The sequence below is a fragment of the Jiangella endophytica genome, from assembly GCF_003427025.1.
Lineage (GTDB): Bacteria > Actinomycetota > Actinomycetes > Jiangellales > Jiangellaceae > Jiangella > Jiangella endophytica.
The window spans coordinates 248,799-265,759 of record NZ_QVAI01000001.1 but is presented as its reverse complement, the minus strand read 5'-3'; the positions used below and the strand labels follow the sequence as shown (position 1 = coordinate 265,759).

The window sequence follows — 16,961 nt, the reverse complement described above, 5'->3', positions numbered from 1 at the left end:
GCCTCTAGTCCCAGTCGAGCCCGCCGCGCCGCCACTCGTAGATGAACGGCACGGTGATCAGGAAGATGAACGTCACCATCGCGACGAAACCGAAGAGCCCGAGGTGGTCGAACCGGACCGCCCACGGGTACAGGAAGATGATCTCGATGTCGAAGATGATGAACGTCATCGCGGTCAGGTAGTACTTGACCGGGAACCGGCCACCACCCACCGGCTGCGGTGTCGGCTCGATGCCGCACTCGTAGGAGTCCAGCCGTGCCCGGTTGTACCGCTTCGGGCCGGCCACCACGGAGAAGGCCACCGAGCCCACCGCGAAGACCGCAGCGAGCAGGATGAGGCCGAGGATCGGTGCGTAGGCGTTCACGCCGGGCCACTCCTCTGCACTGAGTTCAGCAAGACGTCCTGCATGGTGCTCCTCACGCCGCCGGGGCGAGTCGGGTCATCGCGTTGATGACGCGGTCGTACACGTCACCGTCGCGGTGGTCGGTCAGGTTGGCCAGCAGCTTCAGCGTGAACTTCATCAGCCAGGGCCGCGGCAGGCCGTGGTTCCGGGCGATTCTCATGATCCGGGGGTCACCGATCAATCTGACGAAGATGCGGCCGAGCGTGAAGTAGCCACCGTGTTCGTGCTTCAGCGCCGCAGGATAGCCCTGCAGCACCCGCTCCCGTCCGGCGGCATCCCGGGAGAGCGCGTCGGCGACGACGGTGGCCGCCAGGCCGGCCGCCTCCATCGCGTAGTCGATGCCTTCGCCGTTGAAGGGATTGACCATGCCACCGGCGTCGCCGACCAGGAGCAGCCCACGACTGTAGTGGGGCTGACGGTTGAATCCCATCGGCAACGCCGCGCTGCGGATGTCACCGACCTGGTTCTCCTCGGTGAAGCCCCATTCCGGTGGTGTCTGCGCAGCCCAGCGGCGCAGCATGTCCTTGTAGTCGACCCGCCCGAACGCCTTGGAGGTGTTCGTGATGCCGAGACCGACGTTGCTGGTGCCGTTGCCGGTGCCGAAGATCCAGCCGTAGCCGGGTAGGAGATGTCTGCCGCCGCGCCCGTCCTCAGCATCGGCCCACAGCTCCAGCCAGGACTCCATCCAGTCGTCGTCGTGCCGCGGCGTCTTGTAGTACGTGCGGACGGCGACGGCCATCGGGCGGTCGTCGCGCTTGTGGATGCCCATGGCGGTGGACAGCCGCGACGACGTCCCGTCGGCGGCGACCACGAGCGGGGCGCGATAGGTGACGGCCTCGCCGGCGGCCCGGCCGCGCTCGTCCAGCGGCTTCGCGGTGACGCCCACGATGTGGCCCGTGCGCTCGTCCAGCACCGGCGCGGTGACGTTGGTGCGCTCGTGCAGCCGGGCGCCGGCGTCGGCCGCGTGCCGGGCCAGCAGCTCGTCGAAGTCGGTGCGGGTGCGGACCAGGCCGTAGTCGGGGTAGCTGGCCAGCTCCGGCCACGGCAGGTGCAGCCGCATGCCGCCGCCGATGATGCGCAGGCCCCTGTTGCGGATCCAGCCCGGCGCGTTGGTGTCGACGCCCATGCGGACCAGCTGCCGGACGGCGCGCGGCGTCAGGCCGTCGCCGCAGACCTTGTCGCGCGGGAACGACGCCTTCTCGAGGAGCAGCACGTCCAGCCCGGACCGGGCCAGGTAGTACGCCGTGGTCGACCCGGCCGGTCCGGCGCCGACGACGATGACGTCGGCCTCGCCGGCGGTACGGGTCGGGGCGCTCGGTCGCGGGCGACCAGTGCGCTGGCTCATCGACGGATCCTCGGGATGCGTGTCACTGTTCGGTTCGTGGCGGCACGCTCGTGAATCCGTTCACGAGCGCACACTCGGACCTAAGTGTAGGGGTTGCCTGTCGTGTCACTCACCCCGGGTCACCCGCCCTGACCTGCGGATTTACGCAGCAACAACGTTGCGTAATTCGGTGCCGTCCGTACTACTGCAGGACCTGCCGCCCGGTGGCGTCCCAGCGCACGTAACTCGCCCGGCTGTCACCGTCCGGATAGACGCGGATGTTGACCTCGCCGTCGAACCCGCGGTCGATGATGACGTAGCCGGCCGGCGCCCCGCTGACCGCCGGGGTGCCGTCGATCGCGGCCAGCACCGCCTGCGGCGTGACGTCGCTCCACGAGAAGAACACCTCGTCGTCCGGCCGGGAGTCGGGCAGGTCCGTGTAGGGCTCGTGACCGAGCAGCAGGCCACCGCTGTACTCGACGCGGTCGAGGGAACGCCGCTCCGTGCCGGACCGGATCTCCAGCGTCGCGCGGTCCGGCCACAGGCTGAGGTTGCTGGGCTCGACGTCGTCGGCCGCCGCCCACAGCTGGTTCAGGCCGGCCTCGGTGAACAGGCCCAGCTTCTCCGTCGCGACGTCCGGCAGCGGGATGTCGACCGGCGGCGGCACCTCCTCCGGCACCGGGGCCTCGGCGACCGGCGCCTCGGCGACCGGCGGCGGGTCCGCGCTGCTCGAGCCCTCGTCGCCGAGGGTGTTGAACAGCACCGCGCCGATGATGCCGGAGAGGACGATCGCGCCGAACGCCAGCGCGGCGACCACGAGGAGCACCCGCCGGGTCCGGTGCTGCGGCGGCACGGGCGGGTCGTGCGTCGGAGCCGGAGCGGGCGGGGGCATGTCGTCGACCAGCGCGTCGAGGTCGGCGATCGACTTCGCCTCGTGCACCAGCGCGGTGCGGCTCTCCATGTCGGCGGCGTCGATGCGGCCCTCGGCGAACGCCTCCGAGATGGCGGACGCGTACCGGTCGCGGTCGGCGTCCGACGGCCGCCAGCGGCGGTCGGCGCGGCTCACTCGTCGATCCCGTCGTCGAGCAGGTACTTGCCGCTGGCGTCCCAGGTGACCACCGCGCCGACGCCGTACGCGTCGGTCTCGAGGTGCACGCTGATGGTGACGATGTCGCCGTAGGACACGTCGCGGTCGATGACGATCATGCTCACCGCGCGGCCGGCCCGGCCGGCGATCTCCGCGGCGTTGGCGGCGCAGGCCGCGACCACGGCCGGGTGCACCTCGTCCAAAGGGAAGAAGACCGCCTCGGGCTCGTCGTTGATCGTGCTGCCCGCCTCGGGGACGCCGAGTGCGCCGTCGTACTCGAGGTCGTCGTAGGTGAGCGCCCCCGGCGCCGACTGCACCTCGAGGTCGGCCCAGTCGTCGTGCAGGTAGATCCTCCCGAGGCCGGCCACCGGAAGCCGGGCCAGCACCTCCCACATGCGGGTCAGCTCGGCAGCGGAGAACATGTCGACCGGGGTGTCCTCGACCGGCTCGGCCGGCTCGACCGGCGGCGCCTCGGCGACGGGTTGCGGTTCGTCGGACGGGTCGTCGCTGGTGTTGCCCGACGCCAGGATCCCGAGACCGACCGCGGCGACCACCGCTGCCCCCGCGACGACCATCGTCGCCACCGAGTTCTTCGGCGTGACCCGCGGCCCGGGCAGGTCGTCGACGACGGCGTCCAGCTCGCCCACGGTCCGGGCGTAGCGGATGGTGAACGAGCGCCGCGACAGTTCGGCGTCGTCGATGCGACCCTCGGCCCGCGCGGTGTCGAGCACCGTCGTGTACCGCCGGCGGTCGCTGTCGTCCGGCTGCCTGTTGCGCCCCCGGGCCATGCGGTCAGGGCTTCACGGCGTGGTGCAGCGCGACGATGCCGGCGCTGAGGTTGCGCCAGCGGACGTCGGACCAGCCGGCCTCGCGCATCCAGGCGGCCAAGCCGGGCTGGTCGGGCCAGGCCCGGATGGACTCGGCCAGGTAGACGTAGGCGTCCGGGCTGCTGGACACCCGCCGGGCGACCGGCGGCAGCGCGCGCATCAGGTACTCGACGTAGACCTTGCGGAACGGCGCGAACGTCGGGTGGCTGAACTCGCTCACCACGACACGGCCGCCGGGCCGGGTGACACGCAGCAGCTCGCGCAGCCCGGCGATCGGGTCGTGCACGTTGCGCAGGCCGAAGGAGATGGTGACCGCGTCGAACACGTCGTCGCCGAACGGCAGCCGGGTCGCGTCGCCGGCCACGAACGGCATGTCGGCGTGCATCCGCCGGCCGGTCCGGAGCATGCCGAGGGAGAAGTCGCACGGCACGACGAACGCGCCGCGGGCGCGGAACGGCTCACTCGAGGTGCCGGTGCCGGCGGCGAGGTCGAGCACGCGCTCCCCCGGCCCCACCCCCAGCGCGGCGACGACGGCCCGCCGCCAGGCGCGGTCCTGGCCGAGCGAGAGCACGTCGTTGGTGAGGTCGTACTTCTCGGCGACGTCGTCGAACATCGCCGCCACCTCGTGCGGCTGCTTCTCCAAGGAGGCCCGGGTCACGTCCGTCACTGTAGCCGGGGCCCGACGGCCTTACTCTTGATGGTCGTGACGACGCTGCCCGCATCCGCGCCGATGGTCGTGCGCACCACGGAGGTCCCGGACCCGGGACCACTGCTGGAGCTGCTGCCCGAGGACTCCCCGATGGCCTGGGTCCGGCAGGGCGAGGGGGTCGTCGGCTGGGGGCAGGCGGCCCGGTTCGACACCATCGGCGCCAACCGGTTCGTCGCCGCCGACCGCTGGTGGCGGCGCATGGTCGGCACCGCCGTCGTCCGCGACGAGGTCCGGCTGCCCGGCACCGGCCCCATCGCGTTCGGCTCGTTCGCCTTCGACGACATCCCCGGCTCGTCGTCGCTGGTCCTCCCGGACACCGTCGTGGGGCACCGGTCCGGGCGCTGGTGGGTGACGACCATCGACGTCACCGGGAACCTGCCCGGCGGAGCTGCGCTGCCGCCGGTGTCGCCGGCGCGGCGGCCGATCGACGTCGTGTACGCCGACGGCTCGCGCTCGGGCACCCAGTGGCAGAGCATCGTCGCCGAGGCGGTGCGCCGCATCGTGGCCGGCTCGCTGGAGAAGGTGGTGCTCGCGCGCGACCTCGTCGCCGAGAGCCCCGAGCCGATCGACATCCGCTGGCCGCTGCAGCGGCTGTCGGCCGGGTACCCGCACTGCTGGACGTTCAGCGTCGACGGCATGATCGGCGCGACGCCGGAGCTGCTGGTGCGGCGCGAGCGCGGCCTCGTCACGTCGCGCGTCCTCGCCGGCACCATCCGCCGCACCGGCGACGACGAGCACGACCTCGCGCTGGCGGCGTCGCTGGCCCGGTCCAGCAAGGACCTCGAGGAGCACGAGTACGCCGTCCGCTCCGTCGCCGACGCGCTCGCGCCGTTCTGCTCCAGCATGAACGTGCCCGAGTCGCCGTTCGTGCTGCACCTGCCCAACGTCATGCACCTGGCCACCGACCTCGCCGGCGTCACCGACTCCGACGCCTCGTCGCTCGCGCTGGCGGCCGCACTGCACCCGTCCGCGGCGGTCGGCGGCACCCCGACGCCGGTCGCGCTGGACGTCATCCGCGAGATCGAGGGCCTGGACCGCGCCCGCTACGCCGGCCCGGTCGGCTGGATGGACGCCCGCGGCGACGGCGAGTGGGGCATCGCGCTGCGCTCCGCCGAGGTCTCCGGTGCCCGGCTGCGGCTCTTCGCCGGCTGCGGCATCGTCGCCGGCTCCGACCCCGCCGCCGAGCTCGCCGAGAGCGTCGCCAAGCTGGTGCCGATGCGCGACGCGCTCTCCACCTGACTACCCCCGCCACGGACCCACGTTGATCTTGGAGTTGTTCGGCCCAGGTGTCCGATTTGCCGCATAGATAACCGAAGAACTCCAAGATCAACTTCTGGGCGGGGCGCGATGTCAGCCGAGGGCGACGTCGACAGCGGCGCGGAGGCGGGCGTGGAGGTCGCGCAGGGCGGCACGGGCGACCGGGACCTCCAGCACGCTGCGCCCCGTCACCGGCTCGCCCAGCGCGGAGCGCAGCGACGCCGCGTCCGTCACGCGCCGGTGCGCGACGCCGTAGCCGGCACACAGGGCCGCCAGGTCGGCGCCGTGCGGGGTGCCGAAGACCCGTTCGAACCGGTCGGCGTGTGCCGGGTCGCCGTGTTCGAGCAGCGCGAAGATGCCGCCTCCGTCGTCGTTGACGACCACGATCTGCAGGTCGGGGCGGTCCTCGAGCGGGCCGATCAGCAGGCCCCCGGCGTCGTGCAGGAAGGTGAGGTCGCCGACCAGCGCACGCACCGGCGCACGCGAGGCCAGCGCCACGCCGGTCGCGGTCGAGAGCGTGCCGTCGATGCCGGCCAGGCCGCGGTTGGCCAGCACCGGCCCGGCGAGGTCGTCGAGGGCCGGCGCGGCGGCGAGGTCGAGGTCGCGGACCGGGTTCGACGAGCCGGCCACCAGCGCCTCGCCCGGACGGCGTGCCGCCCAGACGAGCGCGGCCACCGCCGGCCCGGTGAGGGGACCGGCGGCGAGCACGTCGTCGAGGGCGTCCTGGGCGGTCTTGGCGGCGCGCTGCCAGGCCCCCAGCCACTCCCCGCCGTCGACGCGACCCGGCGGCGGGGCGACCGCCGACACCACCCGTGCGGCCCGCCGACCGGCGTCGATCCAGTCGGGCGCGCCGCCGACGACCACCACCTCGGCGGACTCGCCCGCCAGCAGCGCGCTGACCGGCCGCGACAGCGTCGCGTGCCCGAACACGACCACGCGCTCGACGCGACCGCCGAGCTCCGGCCGCTCGAGCAGCAGTCGACAGGGCCCGACGGCGTTCGGGCCGGACCGGGCGCCGGACGACGGCTCGGCGAGCAGCGGGAGACCGGCGGCCTCGGCGAACGCCCGCGCGTCGGGCCCGGCGCCGTCACCCGCGACGACAACCGTCCGCGGCCCCGCGTCCAGCAGCACCGGCGCGGCCGCCGACGCGGCCGTGGCCACCACGTCCACCGCACCCGCGGCAGACGCCGGCCACTCGGCGTCGTCGTCCGGCACCAGCGGCTCGCGGAAGGCGAGGTCGAGGTGGACGGGGCCGGGATCGCCCGAACGGATGCCGGCGGCGGCCGCGACAGCGCGGGCCAGCAGCGCGCGCAGGTCGGCGTCCTCACCCGGCCGCCCGTACGGAGCCGGCACGTCGGCGAAGAACCGGACGGCCGAGCCGTACAGCCGCACCTGGTCTGTGGTCTGGTTGGCGCCCGTCCCGCGGACCTCGTGCGGCCGGTCGGCCGTGAGCAGCAGCAACGGAACCCCCGCGTGCGACGCCTCCAGGACGGCGGGGTGCAGGTTCGCCGCCGCGGTGCCGGACGTCGTCACGACGGCGACCGGCCCGGCCACCCGGGCCAGTCCGAGCGCCGTGAAGGCCGCGACCCGCTCGTCGACGCGGACGTGCAACCGCAGGTCGCCGCGCGCGGACGCCGTCGCCAGCGCGTGGGCCAGCGGCGCCGAGCGCGAGCCCGGCGCCAGCACGACGTGCCGGACGCCGTGCCGGACCAGCTCGGTGACCAGCGTGCGGGCCGCCCACGTGGAGGGGTTCACGGGGTCGATTCTGCCCTGCGCCCGCGCCACGCCCGCTGCTTGGCCCGGTTGCCGCAGACCTGCATCGAGCACCACTTGCCCGACCGCGCCCGCGACTCGTCGTAGAACGCCCACCGGCAGGTGTCGTTGACGCACACCTTCAGCCGCGACCACGTCCCGTCGGCCATCGCGTCGCCGACCAGTGCGAGCAGCCCGCCGAGCGCGCCGTCGACGCCGCCGGCGGACGGACGGGACCGCCAGCCGTCGCGGGCGGTGAGGGTCGCGGTCAGCCGGGCGCGACCCGCGGCGTCGTTGAGGACGGTGAGCGCGGTGGGCGGGATCGGCTCGCCGCCGTGGTTGGCGGCCAGCACATCGCGCAGCGCCTCGCGGACGGCGACCGCATGGACGAGGTCGTCGCGTCCGCCGCCGGTCGTGCCGGTCAGCAGGTCCGCTGACGACAACCAGCCGACGAGCTGACCCGGCGACGTCAGCGCATCGGTCCCCGCATCGATGTCGAGCGTGTTGACGAAGCGCCGGACGGTCTCGAGCCGGCCGGGCGCCGGCGTGCTGGCTCCGGACATGCTCCGAGCATAACCCTCTTGCGGATTTCATCGGTTACTCCATAACCTCTGAATCCATGACATCGGTTACGGCCAGCACTCGAGCCTGGGACAGCCGCGACTTCCGCCGGCTCTGGACCGGCTCGGCGGTCTCGACGTTCGGGTCCGAGGTCGCCGAGCTGGCCGTGCCGCTGCTGGCGATCGGTGTGCTGGCGGCCACGCCGGGCGAGCTGGGCGCCCTGCGGACGGCCCAGTTCCTGCCGTTCCTGCTGGCCACCCTGCCGCTGGGCCTGCTGGTCGACCGACGGCGCCGGCTGCCGCTGATGATCGGCGCCGACCTCGGCCGGTTCGGGCTGATCCTGGTGATCCCGATCGCGATCTGGGCCGGGCTGGCGCAGATCGAGCTGCTCTACGTCGTCATGTTCCTGGCCGGCGTGCTGACGGTGCTCTACCAGGTCGCGGACTTCGCGTTCGTGCCGGACGTCGTGACACCGCGGCAACTGGTCGACGCGAACGGGAAGCTGGCGGCGGCGCAGTCGGCGAACGAGATCGGCGCGCGCGGCTTCGGCGGGCTGCTCGTCCAGGCGGCCTCCGCCCCCGTCGCGATGCTGGTCAACGCCGTCACGTACCTGGTGTCGGCGCTCAGCCTGCGCGGCATCGCCCTGGTCGAGGCGCCGCGCGCGGCGGCGTCCGCCCGGCCGTCCTGGGGGGAGGTGACAGCAGGGCTGCGCGAGGCGCTGCGCAACCGGTTCATCCGGGCGCTGCTCGGCGAGGCGACGACATTCAACCTGTTCAACGAGATCTTCGTCCTCGGGCTGATGCTGTTCACGGTGCGCGAGGCCGGGCTCAGCCCGGTGCAGATCGGCATCGTCTTCACCGCCGGCGGGGTCGGCTCGTTCCTCGGCGCCTGGTTCGGGTCACGGGTGACCGGCCGGTTCGGCTACGGCCGCGTGCTGCTGATCACGCTGATCCTCGGCAACACCGCGCCGGTGCTGGTCGCGCTGGCCGGCACGGACGCCGTCGGGATCCTGGCGCTGTTCGGCTCGGTGTTCGTGGTCATGGGCGTGGGGATCGGCATCGCCAACGTCCACGCGGTGACGTTGCGCCAGGCGGCGCTGCCGGAGGAGCTGCGCGGCCGGGTCAACGCGGCGTACCGGCTGATCTCGTGGGGCGCGATCCCGGTGGGTGCGTCCCTGGGCGGGCTGCTGGCGGGCCTGACCGACGGGCGGACGGCGATGGTGACCGGCGCGTGCGGCATGGCCCTGGCGACGCTGTGGGTGGCGTTCTCGCCGGTGCGCCGGCTGGCGTCGATCGACGAGGCGGCCCGGCTCTCGCGCGCGAGCTGACCAGCAGCCGTAGCCGTCAGGTCTGCGGCTGGTCCTCGGGCTGCGTCCCGTCCTCGACCTGGCGCAGCCAGGTGAAGCCGGTGTTGCTGCCCTGGCAGGTCTGCAGGATGATGTCGCAGTCCTCGCCGCAGGTCCAGTTCGACGCCGAGCCGAGCGCGGAGCCGCGGCCCTGCGCGATGACCCGGTCGACCACCTCGTACAACCCGGTGAACTCGCCCTCGAGCTGGACGAACGTGCCCTCGGGGATGGAGTTCCACCACGAGTTGCCGAGGTAGTCGTGCGCGACGACGAACGTGCCGGACTCGACCGGCGTGTAGTGGCAGCCGATGCCGTTGCCGAGGTTGTCGATGTCGACGCTGTCCTCGCAGGTCTCGACCGGGATGGTGCGGACGTCGTCGCCGAGGGCGAGGGCCTCTTCGCTGACGACGGCGCCGAACCGGCTGCCGCCGGCGTAGCTGAACCGGAACCGCGTGGTGTGCTCGGCGGTGGCCTCGGCGATCGCGGTGCCCTCGGCCGTGGTGGTGACGGCGGACACCGGCGCCCACTCCGCGCCGTCGGACTGCTGCTCGAGCCCGATCTCGCCGAGGATCGGGACGCCGCCCTCGGTGGTCCACGCGGCGGTGACGCCCACGCCGTCGTCGGACTTCTCGGCGGTGGCGGTGATGCGCGACACCAGCGGCGAGCCCGCCGTGATGACGACCTCGGGCGACGCGACCGCCTCGACCTCGGGGCCGCCGCCGTAGGCGAGCCGGTAGATGCCCGACGACTGCACCTGCACGTCGACGTCGCCGGCGCCGTTCTCGACCGGGACCGTCGTGACGGTGGCCCAGGAGTTGCCCTCGATGCGCTGGAGGTCGACCTCGCCGCTGATGTCCTCGCCGGTCGGGGTGATCCAGCTGGCGCCGAAGGTGACCGACGCGCCCGGGCGGGCCTCCGCCGGGGCGGTCAGGACCAGCGACAGGTCCTGGGGCGCGGCCGGCGGCTCCGCGGCGATGGCGGCGGCCACCTGCTCGGGCGCCGGCGAGGCGGCCACCTGCACGATGCTGGCGTCGTCGCCCCCGCCGCCGCTGGCCGTGGGGTCGTCGTCGTTGGTGGCGCCGAGGATGGCGAACACCGCCGCCACGACGAGGGCCAGAACGCCGGTCACGGCCAGCACGCGGTACTTCATGCCCCTATTTTCCATGATCACCGACGCATGTCGGCCCCGACCCGGTCCTCCCACACCCCTTCGACGACCGAATCGGCCCGTTCGTTCCCTCTTTCTCAGGGGACCGTGAGGGAATCCGACATCCGCTGCACCGACGCCTGTGAGTCGGTCAGCTTCTCGGCGGTGTCGACGGCGTGCAGCAGCAGGATCCGGTCGTCCAGCGCGATCGCCCGGTACGCCCACACCCACCCCTCCCCGTCGGTGAGGACGCCGTCGAGGGCCTCGTCACCGGCGCCCTCGGCCGGCTCGACGCTGTCGACCACGTCGCCGAGACTCGTCGCCATGTCGTAGAGGACCGCGTCGAGCGGGTAGTCGTCCGACGGGTAGTCGACGACGAGGAAGCCGACGCCGCTGACGTGGAAGTACCCCCGCTGCGGCATGCCCTCGACCGAGCGGTCCTCCATGACGACCGCGCCCGGCAGGTCGGCGCTGATGCCGCTGGGCTCGTCCACCACCGCCACCCACGACGCCGGCTCGACCGGGTCGGCGGGCGGTGCCTCCGGGTCGGCCCACCCGCGCAGCACCACCGACCCGGTGAGCCGGCTGAACTCGGACTCCAGCCGCCTCAGGTCGGACTCCGGGCCGCCGACGAAGCCGCTCCACACGTCGCCGTTGCTGTCCTGCACCAGGATCCGGAACAGCATCACCTGGTTGTCGCCGTAGGAGATCTCGCCGTCGATGCCACGCTCGCGCCCGGTGTCGGCCTCCTCCGTCGTGCGGACGGCGCCGTCGACGCTGGCGGCCAGAAACTCGGCCAGCTTGTCGAGGTCGTCCATCGTGGCGAAGTCGTCGATCAGCTCGAATCCGAGGACGCCGTCGGCGTGCTCGAAGACGAAGCCACGGGTGGTGACGGTCGTACCGTCCGGCCGGGGGATGGTGTTCGCGATCGGTTTCGCGCCCTCGGGGAGGGCCACGCGCGACCTGCTGAGCTCGTCCACCACCGACACCCACCGGAACACCACGTTCGACTCGGGGCTGCGGGTGACCGGCGGCGGAACGTTGCCCCCTGACGAGCCCGACGCGATGGTGGACGTCGGCGTCGGTGTCGCGGCGACCGCCTCCGGCTCCGCGTCGCCGCTGGAGCAGGCCGCCGTCGCCGTGACCACCATGATGGCGGCAGGTAACCACCGCACGCCCGGCCTGCGCATTCTTCCCCCCGAACACCTGTGGCCCGCCCGGGTCGACGACCCGGGTCGGCATCCGGGCGCGACCCTATCCGGGCGCCCGGACAGAGGCACCGGCTAGCGTGATCGGCGTGACGACCGCACCGTTCGACCCGTCCCGCTGGCGCCCTGTCGAGGGCTTCGACTTCACCGACATCACGTACCACCGCCACGTCGAGGACGGGCGCGACCGCGGCACCGTGCGGGTCGCGTTCGACCGGCCCGAGGTGCGCAACGCGTTCCGGCCCCACACCGTCGACGAGCTGTACCGCGCGCTCGACCACGCCCGTATGACACCCGACGTCGGCTGCGTGCTGCTGACCGGCAACGGGCCGTCGCCGAAGGACGGCGGGTGGGCCTTCTGCTCCGGCGGCGACCAGCGCATCCGCGGCCGTTCCGGCTACCAGTACGCCAGCGGCGAGACCGCCGAGACCGTCAACGCCGCGCGGGCGGGGCGGCTGCACATCCTCGAGGTGCAGCGGCTGATCCGGTTCATGCCGAAGGTGGTCATCGCGGTGGTGCCGGGCTGGGCGGCCGGTGGCGGGCACAGCCTGCACGTCGTCAGCGACCTCACCCTGGCCAGCGCCGAGCACGCCCGCTTCAAGCAGACCGACGCCGACGTCGGCTCGTTCGACGGCGGCTTCGGTTCGGCGTACCTGGCCCGGCAGGTCGGCCAGAAGTTCGCCCGCGAGATCTTCTTCCTCGGCGACGAGTACTCGGCCGCCGACGCGCACCGCATGGGCATGGTCAACGCCGTCGTCCCGCACGCCGACCTCGAGAACGTCGCGCTGGAGTGGGCGGCGAAGATCAACGGCAAGAGCCCCACGGCGCAGCGGATGCTCAAGTTCGCCTTCAACGCCATCGACGACGGCATGGTCGGCCAGCAGGTCTTCGCCGGCGAGGCGACGCGGCTGGCCTACATGACCGACGAGGCGGTCGAGGGCCGCGACGCGTTCCTGGAGAAGCGGACGCCCGACTGGTCCCGGTTCCCCTGGTACTTCTGAGGCGATCGCGCCGCTCGGACGGACTCAGCCGGTGAGGTGGCGCACCTGCGACCAGGCCGGGTCGGGTCGCGACTCGACGGTGAGCCCTCGGGCCGCGACCCAGTCGGCCAGAGCCGCGTCGGCGTTCTGGTCCTCGCCGTCGGTGTAGACGTGGAAGGTCCGCACGCCACGGTGCGACTCGTGACCGACGAAGATGCCGCGGTTACCGAGCGCGGCTTCGAGCTGCGACTCGATCGCACGCAGACCGTCGAGAGCGCCGGGGTCCTCCGGCAGTCCGTTCGGCTGCGCGGCGTACCTGGCGGTGACGACCTGATGCCGGTCGAACGTGGGATGGTCGAGCCAGCGCAGCCCGCGGCGGGAGATCGCCAACCCGGGCAGGCCGTCGCGGTCCTGCCACTGCCCGAGCACCCAGGTGTCCGGGTCGCGCCGGGCCGCGATCTCGGCGACCGCGGCCCTGACACCGTCGCCGGACTCCGCGACGGCGGGAGCGGCCGGCAGCGGCTCGACGTGGCCGAGCCAGCGCTCGACGTCGTCCTCACCGAGCAGCCAGTCGAGCACCAGGAAGCTGATCTGACCCCGGACGTCCTCCGGGAGACCGCCGAACTCCGGGTGATGTACGCCGACGTGGACCCGGAGTTCGTCGACCGAGAGCTCGATGCTGAAGACGGTCGCCGCCAGCTCGAGCCGGCGGCCCCCGATCTCCAGGACGTTGTCGAGGGTGGCGGGGTCGGCCTGCTGGCTGGGGCTGAACTCCCAGGTCGCGTCGGCGGCGGGCGCGGCGCGGAACCAGCGCTCGGCACTCGGCCGGATCTCCGCGACGCCACCGGCCGTGACCGTCAGCCGGTGGGTCGCGCGGGCGCCACGGCCGAAGTGCCAGGTGAGATCGGGCTGGATCGCTCGCACGAGCCGGGTCAGCTCGTCCGCGAGCGGCGACACCTCGTGCGGGCTGATCCGATGGCCCTCGGCGGCCCACCAGGTCCAGAACGCCGTGACGGGATGCGACGCGACCTCGCGCGATCCGCGGCGGAACAGCGGCATGCCGGAAGTGTTCCACCCACCCCGGACATGGCATTCCGGCGCCGGGCCGTCGCCGGACGGAGGGCGTTCGGCCTCTAGGGTGGAGGTGCCATGCAGACGCAGACTCCGCCGCCCGGCCCGTCGAGCCGCCGCAGCCTCACCACGGTCGAGGTGCCGCTGCGCCCCGCCGTGGTGCCGCGGCTGCTGCCCGCGGTCGCGGCGGCGCTGACCGGCGGCGACGCGCTGCTGCCGCTGCCCTCGTCACCGGCCGCGGTGCGCGACGAGCTGCTGGCGGAGTTCGCGCCGCGCCGGCCGCTGGAGGACGACGTCGCGTTCATCGTGCCGACGTCGGGATCGACGGGGCGGCCGAAGGGGGCGCTGCTGAGCGCCGCCGCCGTCCGGGCGTCCGCCGAGGCGACCCTGGAGCGGCTCGGCGGGCCGGGGCGCTGGCTGCTCGCGCTGCCCGCCACCCACATCGCCGGGCTGATGGTGCTGGCCAGGTCCGTGATCGCGGGGACGGAGCCGGCCGCGGTCGACCTCAGCGACGGGTTCGACCCGGAGCTGTTCGCGGCCGCCAGCGTCCAGGTCTTCGCCGGCGGCGGACGCCGCTACACCGCGTTGGTCCCCCGGCAGCTGAGCACGCTGCTCGACGCGGGCCGAGCGCCGCTCGCCGCGCTCACCGGGTACGACGCCGTGCTGGTCGGCGGCGCCGCGGCCGACGACGCGCTGCTCGATCGCGCCCGCAAGGCCGGCATCGAGGTCGTCACCACCTACGGCATGACGGAGACCTGCGGCGGCTGCGTCTACGACGGCGTGCCGCTGGACGGCGTGCGGGTCGAGCTGGCCGTCGACGGACGGATCCGGCTGGCCGGTCCGATGCTGGCGTCGGGCTACCGGCTCCGCCCCGACCTCGCGCCGGCGTTCAACGACGGCTGGTTCACGACGTCCGACCTCGGCTCGCTGGACGACGGCGGCCGCCTGACGGTGCTCGGCCGCGCCGACGACGTCGCGGTGTCCGGCGGCGAGAACGTCCCGCTGGCCGCCGTCGACGCCGCCGTCGCGTCGCATCCGGAGGTCGCCGAGGCGCTCAGCGTCGCCGTCCCCGACGCCGAGTGGGGCGAGCGGGTCGTCGTCGCCGTCGTGCCCGCCGACGCCACGCGGCCGCCGTCGCTGGACTCCGTCCGTGCCCATGTCCGCGAGCGGCACCCCGTCGCCTACGCACCCAAGGAGCTGCACGTGCTCGATGCGCTGCCCACCCTTCCGGGCGGGAAGACCGACCGCCGCGCGCTGGCGGCCCGGCTGGGACTGGCGGAGGCCTGATGGCGACGCTCGGGCAGTGGGTCGAGGGCGCCCGCCCGCGGACCCTGCCGGCCGCGGTCGCGCCGGTGCTGGTGGGGACGGGCGCCGCGGCAGCCGCCGACGACGCTCACCTCGGTAAGGCGCTGCTGGCGCTGGTGGTCGCGCTGGCGCTGCAGATCGGCGTGAACTACGCGAACGACTACTCCGACGGCATCCGTGGCACCGACGAGAACCGCGTCGGGCCGTTCCGCCTGGTCGGGTCCGGCGCGGCGCGCCCGGCGGCGGTGAAGGCGGCGGCGCTGTGGAGCTTCGTGGCGGCCGGCGTGTCCGGGGCGGCGCTGGTGGCGTGGTCGGGGCACTGGTGGCTGTTCGCCGTCGGCGCGATCGCGATCGCGGCGGCCTGGTACTACACCGGCGGCCGCAACCCGTACGGCTACCGCGGGCTCGGCGAGATCTCGGTGTTCGTGTTCTTCGGCCTGGTGGCCGTGGCGGGGACGACCTATGTGCAGGCCGACCGGCTGACGGTGACGTCGCTGGTGTCGGCGGTGGCCATCGGCTGCTTGGCATGCGCGTTGCTGCTGGTCAACAACATCCGCGACATCGGCACCGACACGGTGAGCGGCAAGCGGACGCTGGCGGTGACGCTCGGCGAGCAGCGCAGCCGGATGCTCTACGTACTGCTGATGACGGCGCCGTTCCTGATCGTGGCGGCGCTGGCCGTCACCGGACGGCCGTGGGGCGCCCTCACGCTGCTGTGCGCCCCACTGGCCGTGGTGACCGCCCTGCCGGTGATCCGGCGGGCGACCGGGCGAGACCTCATCCCGGTGCTGAAGCGGACCGGCATGACCGAGCTGGTCTTCGCGGTCCTGCTGACGGTCGGCCTGGCGGTGGGCTGAGGGGTTCGCCCACGCGCCGGGCCGGTGTCGGGAACCGGCGGCTCGCCGGCTCGGGATCGGGCGGGACCGCTGGCTGCGGCCGTCCGCGGGTCGTTCGGCACTGTTGGTGCTCCCGCCCGCACCTCAGGCGTGCCGGCGGGCGCGACGGGGACCGCTGTAGCCGCGGTCCTCGGCGGGGATCCGCGCGACGATGGCCGCCCGCAGGTCCTGCAGCAGCGACTGGCTCGCGCCGCGGTGCCGGCCGCGCTTGGCCTGCTTGGCGTCTTCGGCGGCACGCTCGTATTCGTCGGTCATCATGGGAAACCTCCTGTGTGAGGACGGCACCTCGCGGCGCCATCTGACCCACAAGACAGGGGGACGACCGGATCATGACGCGCCCTGTCAAGATTTTTTTCTCAGGAATGGGTCAGCTCTCGTCTCGGAGCTGGGGAACGTCGGCGGCGTCGTCGAGTTCATGCAGGTCACGACCCCGCCTATCGGAGCTGAGCCCCTGTTCGCCGGTGGCCGGCTGCTGATGGACGACGCCCTCGTAGGCGTTCATCTCGTCGAGCGCGGCGTCGCCGAGGCGTTCCTGGTCGATGTCGCGCGGGTCCTCACCGGGCGTGGCCCCGGGCTTCGTGCGCCGATCGTCGGTCATGGCGCGGACGTACCCAGCCCGGCTGGATCACACGCGCCCGCGAGGGCGCCCCCGAGGCATCGGGGGCGGCGGAGTCACGCCTCGCGCGGCGGCCCTTCAGGACGGTTGGTCTCCGCGTCGGACCGGGCGCGCTGCTCGTCGTCCCAGGCGTCCTCGGCGGCGGTGCGGTCGCGGATGGTGCGCAGACGCCGATCCCAGGCGATGGACACCTGGTCGCGGCTGCCACGCAGCACGAAGAAGCTGACCAGTCCCGAGAGGACGAGACCCAGCGCCACGAGCACCAGCCCGCGGAACCCGACGAGCCAGAGCAGCGCGACCGCGATGGCGAAGACCAGCGCGCGCAACAGTGTGTAACGGAGAACGGCCATGACGCGATGGATTCTACGCCGTCCAGCGATCGGCAGGGCCGCCGCCCGCGGGTCGGGGAAGCCCGGGCGACGGCCCCTGCCGATCACCCCGGGGAGGGTGGTGGCCTGGAGGGGCGGCTCGGC

Annotated in this window: 18 protein-coding genes; 5 read left to right on the top strand and 13 right to left on the bottom strand. The window is 73.3% G+C overall.

Annotated elements, in window-relative coordinates; genetic code table 11:
• Nucleotides 1-4 precede the first annotated feature (4 nt).
• The 5 genes from DZA62_RS01250 to DZA62_RS01230 all read right to left on the bottom strand — a co-directional run bounded on the left by DZA62_RS01250 (nucleotide 5) and on the right by DZA62_RS01230 (nucleotide 4,299).
• On the bottom strand, nucleotides 5-364 hold the full coding sequence (locus DZA62_RS01250) for an NADH-quinone oxidoreductase subunit A (RefSeq protein ID WP_046768238.1): 360 nt from the start codon (nucleotides 362-364) through the stop codon (nucleotides 5-7).
• A gap of 52 nt (nucleotides 365-416) precedes the next feature.
• Nucleotides 417-1,748: a geranylgeranyl reductase family protein gene (locus tag DZA62_RS01245; protein ID WP_116946968.1), complete on the bottom strand. Its 1,332-nt coding sequence runs from the start codon at nucleotides 1,746-1,748 to the stop codon at nucleotides 417-419.
• A 181-nt stretch (nucleotides 1,749-1,929) separates the two neighbouring features.
• The gene (locus DZA62_RS01240) at nucleotides 1,930-2,793 is read right to left on the bottom strand and encodes a DUF1707 SHOCT-like domain-containing protein (protein ID WP_198663304.1); all 864 of its coding nucleotides are present in this window, start codon (nucleotides 2,791-2,793) and stop codon (nucleotides 1,930-1,932) included.
• Complete coding sequence (locus DZA62_RS01235; RefSeq protein ID WP_116946966.1) at nucleotides 2,790-3,602, bottom strand: DUF1707 SHOCT-like domain-containing protein; 813 nt, start codon at nucleotides 3,600-3,602, stop codon at nucleotides 2,790-2,792. Before DZA62_RS01235 ends, DZA62_RS01240 begins: the two co-directional genes overlap by 4 nt.
• A 4-nt stretch (nucleotides 3,603-3,606) precedes the next feature.
• On the bottom strand, nucleotides 3,607-4,299 hold the full coding sequence (locus DZA62_RS01230) for a demethylmenaquinone methyltransferase (RefSeq protein ID WP_116947513.1): 693 nt from the start codon (nucleotides 4,297-4,299) through the stop codon (nucleotides 3,607-3,609).
• Between the two features lie 39 nt (nucleotides 4,300-4,338).
• Here DZA62_RS01230 and DZA62_RS01225 point away from each other — a divergent pair, with 39 nt between their 5' ends.
• A complete protein-coding gene (locus DZA62_RS01225) occupies nucleotides 4,339-5,589 on the top strand; it encodes an isochorismate synthase (RefSeq protein ID WP_116946965.1) in 1,251 nt (416 codons plus the stop codon).
• A 111-nt stretch (nucleotides 5,590-5,700) separates the two neighbouring features.
• Here the strand turns inward: DZA62_RS01225 and menD are convergent, their stop codons facing one another.
• On the bottom strand, nucleotides 5,701-7,362 hold the full coding sequence (menD, locus tag DZA62_RS01220) for a 2-succinyl-5-enolpyruvyl-6-hydroxy-3-cyclohexene-1-carboxylic-acid synthase (protein ID WP_116947512.1): 1,662 nt from the start codon (nucleotides 7,360-7,362) through the stop codon (nucleotides 5,701-5,703).
• Nucleotides 7,359-7,922, bottom strand: a complete 564-nt coding sequence (locus tag DZA62_RS01215) for a CGNR zinc finger domain-containing protein (RefSeq protein ID WP_116946964.1) — start codon at nucleotides 7,920-7,922, stop codon at nucleotides 7,359-7,361. The genes menD and DZA62_RS01215 overlap by 4 nt, the downstream gene beginning before the upstream one ends.
• 56 nt (nucleotides 7,923-7,978) lie before the next feature.
• Here DZA62_RS01215 and DZA62_RS01210 point away from each other — a divergent pair, with 56 nt between their 5' ends.
• Entirely contained in the window at nucleotides 7,979-9,247 is a 1,269-nt protein-coding gene (locus DZA62_RS01210; protein WP_116946963.1) for an MFS transporter, read from the top strand.
• Nucleotides 9,248-9,263: 16 nt separating this feature from the next.
• On the opposite strand, the gene DZA62_RS01205 is transcribed toward DZA62_RS01210, so the two are convergent.
• A complete protein-coding gene (locus tag DZA62_RS01205) occupies nucleotides 9,264-10,415 on the bottom strand; it encodes a hypothetical protein (RefSeq protein WP_116946962.1) in 1,152 nt (383 codons plus the stop codon).
• A gap of 95 nt (nucleotides 10,416-10,510) precedes the next feature.
• On the bottom strand, nucleotides 10,511-11,587 hold the full coding sequence (locus tag DZA62_RS35425; RefSeq protein ID WP_157987400.1) for a hypothetical protein: 1,077 nt from the start codon (nucleotides 11,585-11,587) through the stop codon (nucleotides 10,511-10,513).
• Between the two features lie 122 nt (nucleotides 11,588-11,709).
• On the opposite strand from DZA62_RS35425, the gene DZA62_RS01200 reads away from it, so the two are divergent.
• Complete coding sequence (locus DZA62_RS01200; RefSeq protein WP_116947511.1) at nucleotides 11,710-12,621, top strand: 1,4-dihydroxy-2-naphthoyl-CoA synthase; 912 nt, start codon at nucleotides 11,710-11,712, stop codon at nucleotides 12,619-12,621.
• A 24-nt stretch (nucleotides 12,622-12,645) separates the two neighbouring features.
• Here DZA62_RS01200 and DZA62_RS01195 read toward each other — a convergent pair whose 3' ends face one another.
• A complete protein-coding gene (locus DZA62_RS01195) occupies nucleotides 12,646-13,659 on the bottom strand; it encodes a DUF695 domain-containing protein (RefSeq protein ID WP_116946961.1) in 1,014 nt (337 codons plus the stop codon).
• Nucleotides 13,660-13,749: 90 nt separating this feature from the next.
• Here DZA62_RS01195 and menE point away from each other — a divergent pair, with 90 nt between their 5' ends.
• Both menE and DZA62_RS01185 read left to right on the top strand, forming a co-directional pair.
• Entirely contained in the window at nucleotides 13,750-14,958 is a 1,209-nt protein-coding gene (menE, locus tag DZA62_RS01190) for an o-succinylbenzoate--CoA ligase (protein ID WP_116946960.1), read from the top strand.
• A complete protein-coding gene (locus DZA62_RS01185; protein ID WP_116946959.1) occupies nucleotides 14,958-15,833 on the top strand; it encodes a 1,4-dihydroxy-2-naphthoate polyprenyltransferase in 876 nt (291 codons plus the stop codon). The genes menE and DZA62_RS01185 overlap by 1 nt, the downstream gene beginning before the upstream one ends.
• A gap of 123 nt (nucleotides 15,834-15,956) precedes the next feature.
• Here the strand turns inward: DZA62_RS01185 and DZA62_RS35420 are convergent, their stop codons facing one another.
• From DZA62_RS35420 to DZA62_RS01175, 3 genes are all read right to left on the bottom strand, one after another.
• The gene (locus DZA62_RS35420) at nucleotides 15,957-16,130 is read right to left on the bottom strand and encodes a hypothetical protein (protein WP_157987399.1); all 174 of its coding nucleotides are present in this window, start codon (nucleotides 16,128-16,130) and stop codon (nucleotides 15,957-15,959) included.
• Nucleotides 16,131-16,239: 109 nt separating this feature from the next.
• Nucleotides 16,240-16,470 (bottom strand): hypothetical protein, encoded by a 231-nt coding sequence (locus DZA62_RS01180; protein WP_116946958.1) that lies wholly within the window; start codon nucleotides 16,468-16,470, stop codon nucleotides 16,240-16,242.
• Between the two features lie 74 nt (nucleotides 16,471-16,544).
• A complete protein-coding gene (locus tag DZA62_RS01175) occupies nucleotides 16,545-16,838 on the bottom strand; it encodes a DUF4229 domain-containing protein (protein ID WP_116946957.1) in 294 nt (97 codons plus the stop codon).
• Between the last annotated feature and the right edge of the window lie 123 nt (nucleotides 16,839-16,961).

Bases quoted from the DNA above. Each gene is read 5' to 3' on its own strand.
- DZA62_RS01245 (WP_116946968.1), bottom strand. From the start codon at position 1,748: ATGAGCCAGCGCACTGGTCGCCCGCGACCGAGCGCCCCGACCCGTACC.
- DZA62_RS01235 (WP_116946966.1), bottom strand. From the start codon at position 3,602: ATGGCCCGGGGGCGCAACAGGCAGCCGGACGACAGCGACCGCCGGCGG.
- DZA62_RS01225 (WP_116946965.1), top strand. From the start codon at position 4,339: ATGGTCGTGACGACGCTGCCCGCATCCGCGCCGATGGTCGTGCGCACC.
- DZA62_RS01215 (WP_116946964.1), bottom strand. From the start codon at position 7,922: ATGTCCGGAGCCAGCACGCCGGCGCCCGGCCGGCTCGAGACCGTCCGG.
- DZA62_RS01210 (WP_116946963.1), top strand. From the start codon at position 7,979: ATGACATCGGTTACGGCCAGCACTCGAGCCTGGGACAGCCGCGACTTC.
- DZA62_RS01205 (WP_116946962.1), bottom strand. From the start codon at position 10,415: ATGAAGTACCGCGTGCTGGCCGTGACCGGCGTTCTGGCCCTCGTCGTG.
- DZA62_RS01195 (WP_116946961.1), bottom strand. From the start codon at position 13,659: ATGCCGCTGTTCCGCCGCGGATCGCGCGAGGTCGCGTCGCATCCCGTC.
- menE (WP_116946960.1), top strand. From the start codon at position 13,750: ATGCAGACGCAGACTCCGCCGCCCGGCCCGTCGAGCCGCCGCAGCCTC.
- DZA62_RS01185 (WP_116946959.1), top strand. From the start codon at position 14,958: ATGGCGACGCTCGGGCAGTGGGTCGAGGGCGCCCGCCCGCGGACCCTG.
- DZA62_RS35420 (WP_157987399.1), bottom strand. From the start codon at position 16,130: ATGATGACCGACGAATACGAGCGTGCCGCCGAAGACGCCAAGCAGGCC.
- DZA62_RS01180 (WP_116946958.1), bottom strand. From the start codon at position 16,470: ATGACCGACGATCGGCGCACGAAGCCCGGGGCCACGCCCGGTGAGGAC.
- DZA62_RS01175 (WP_116946957.1), bottom strand. From the start codon at position 16,838: ATGGCCGTTCTCCGTTACACACTGTTGCGCGCGCTGGTCTTCGCCATC.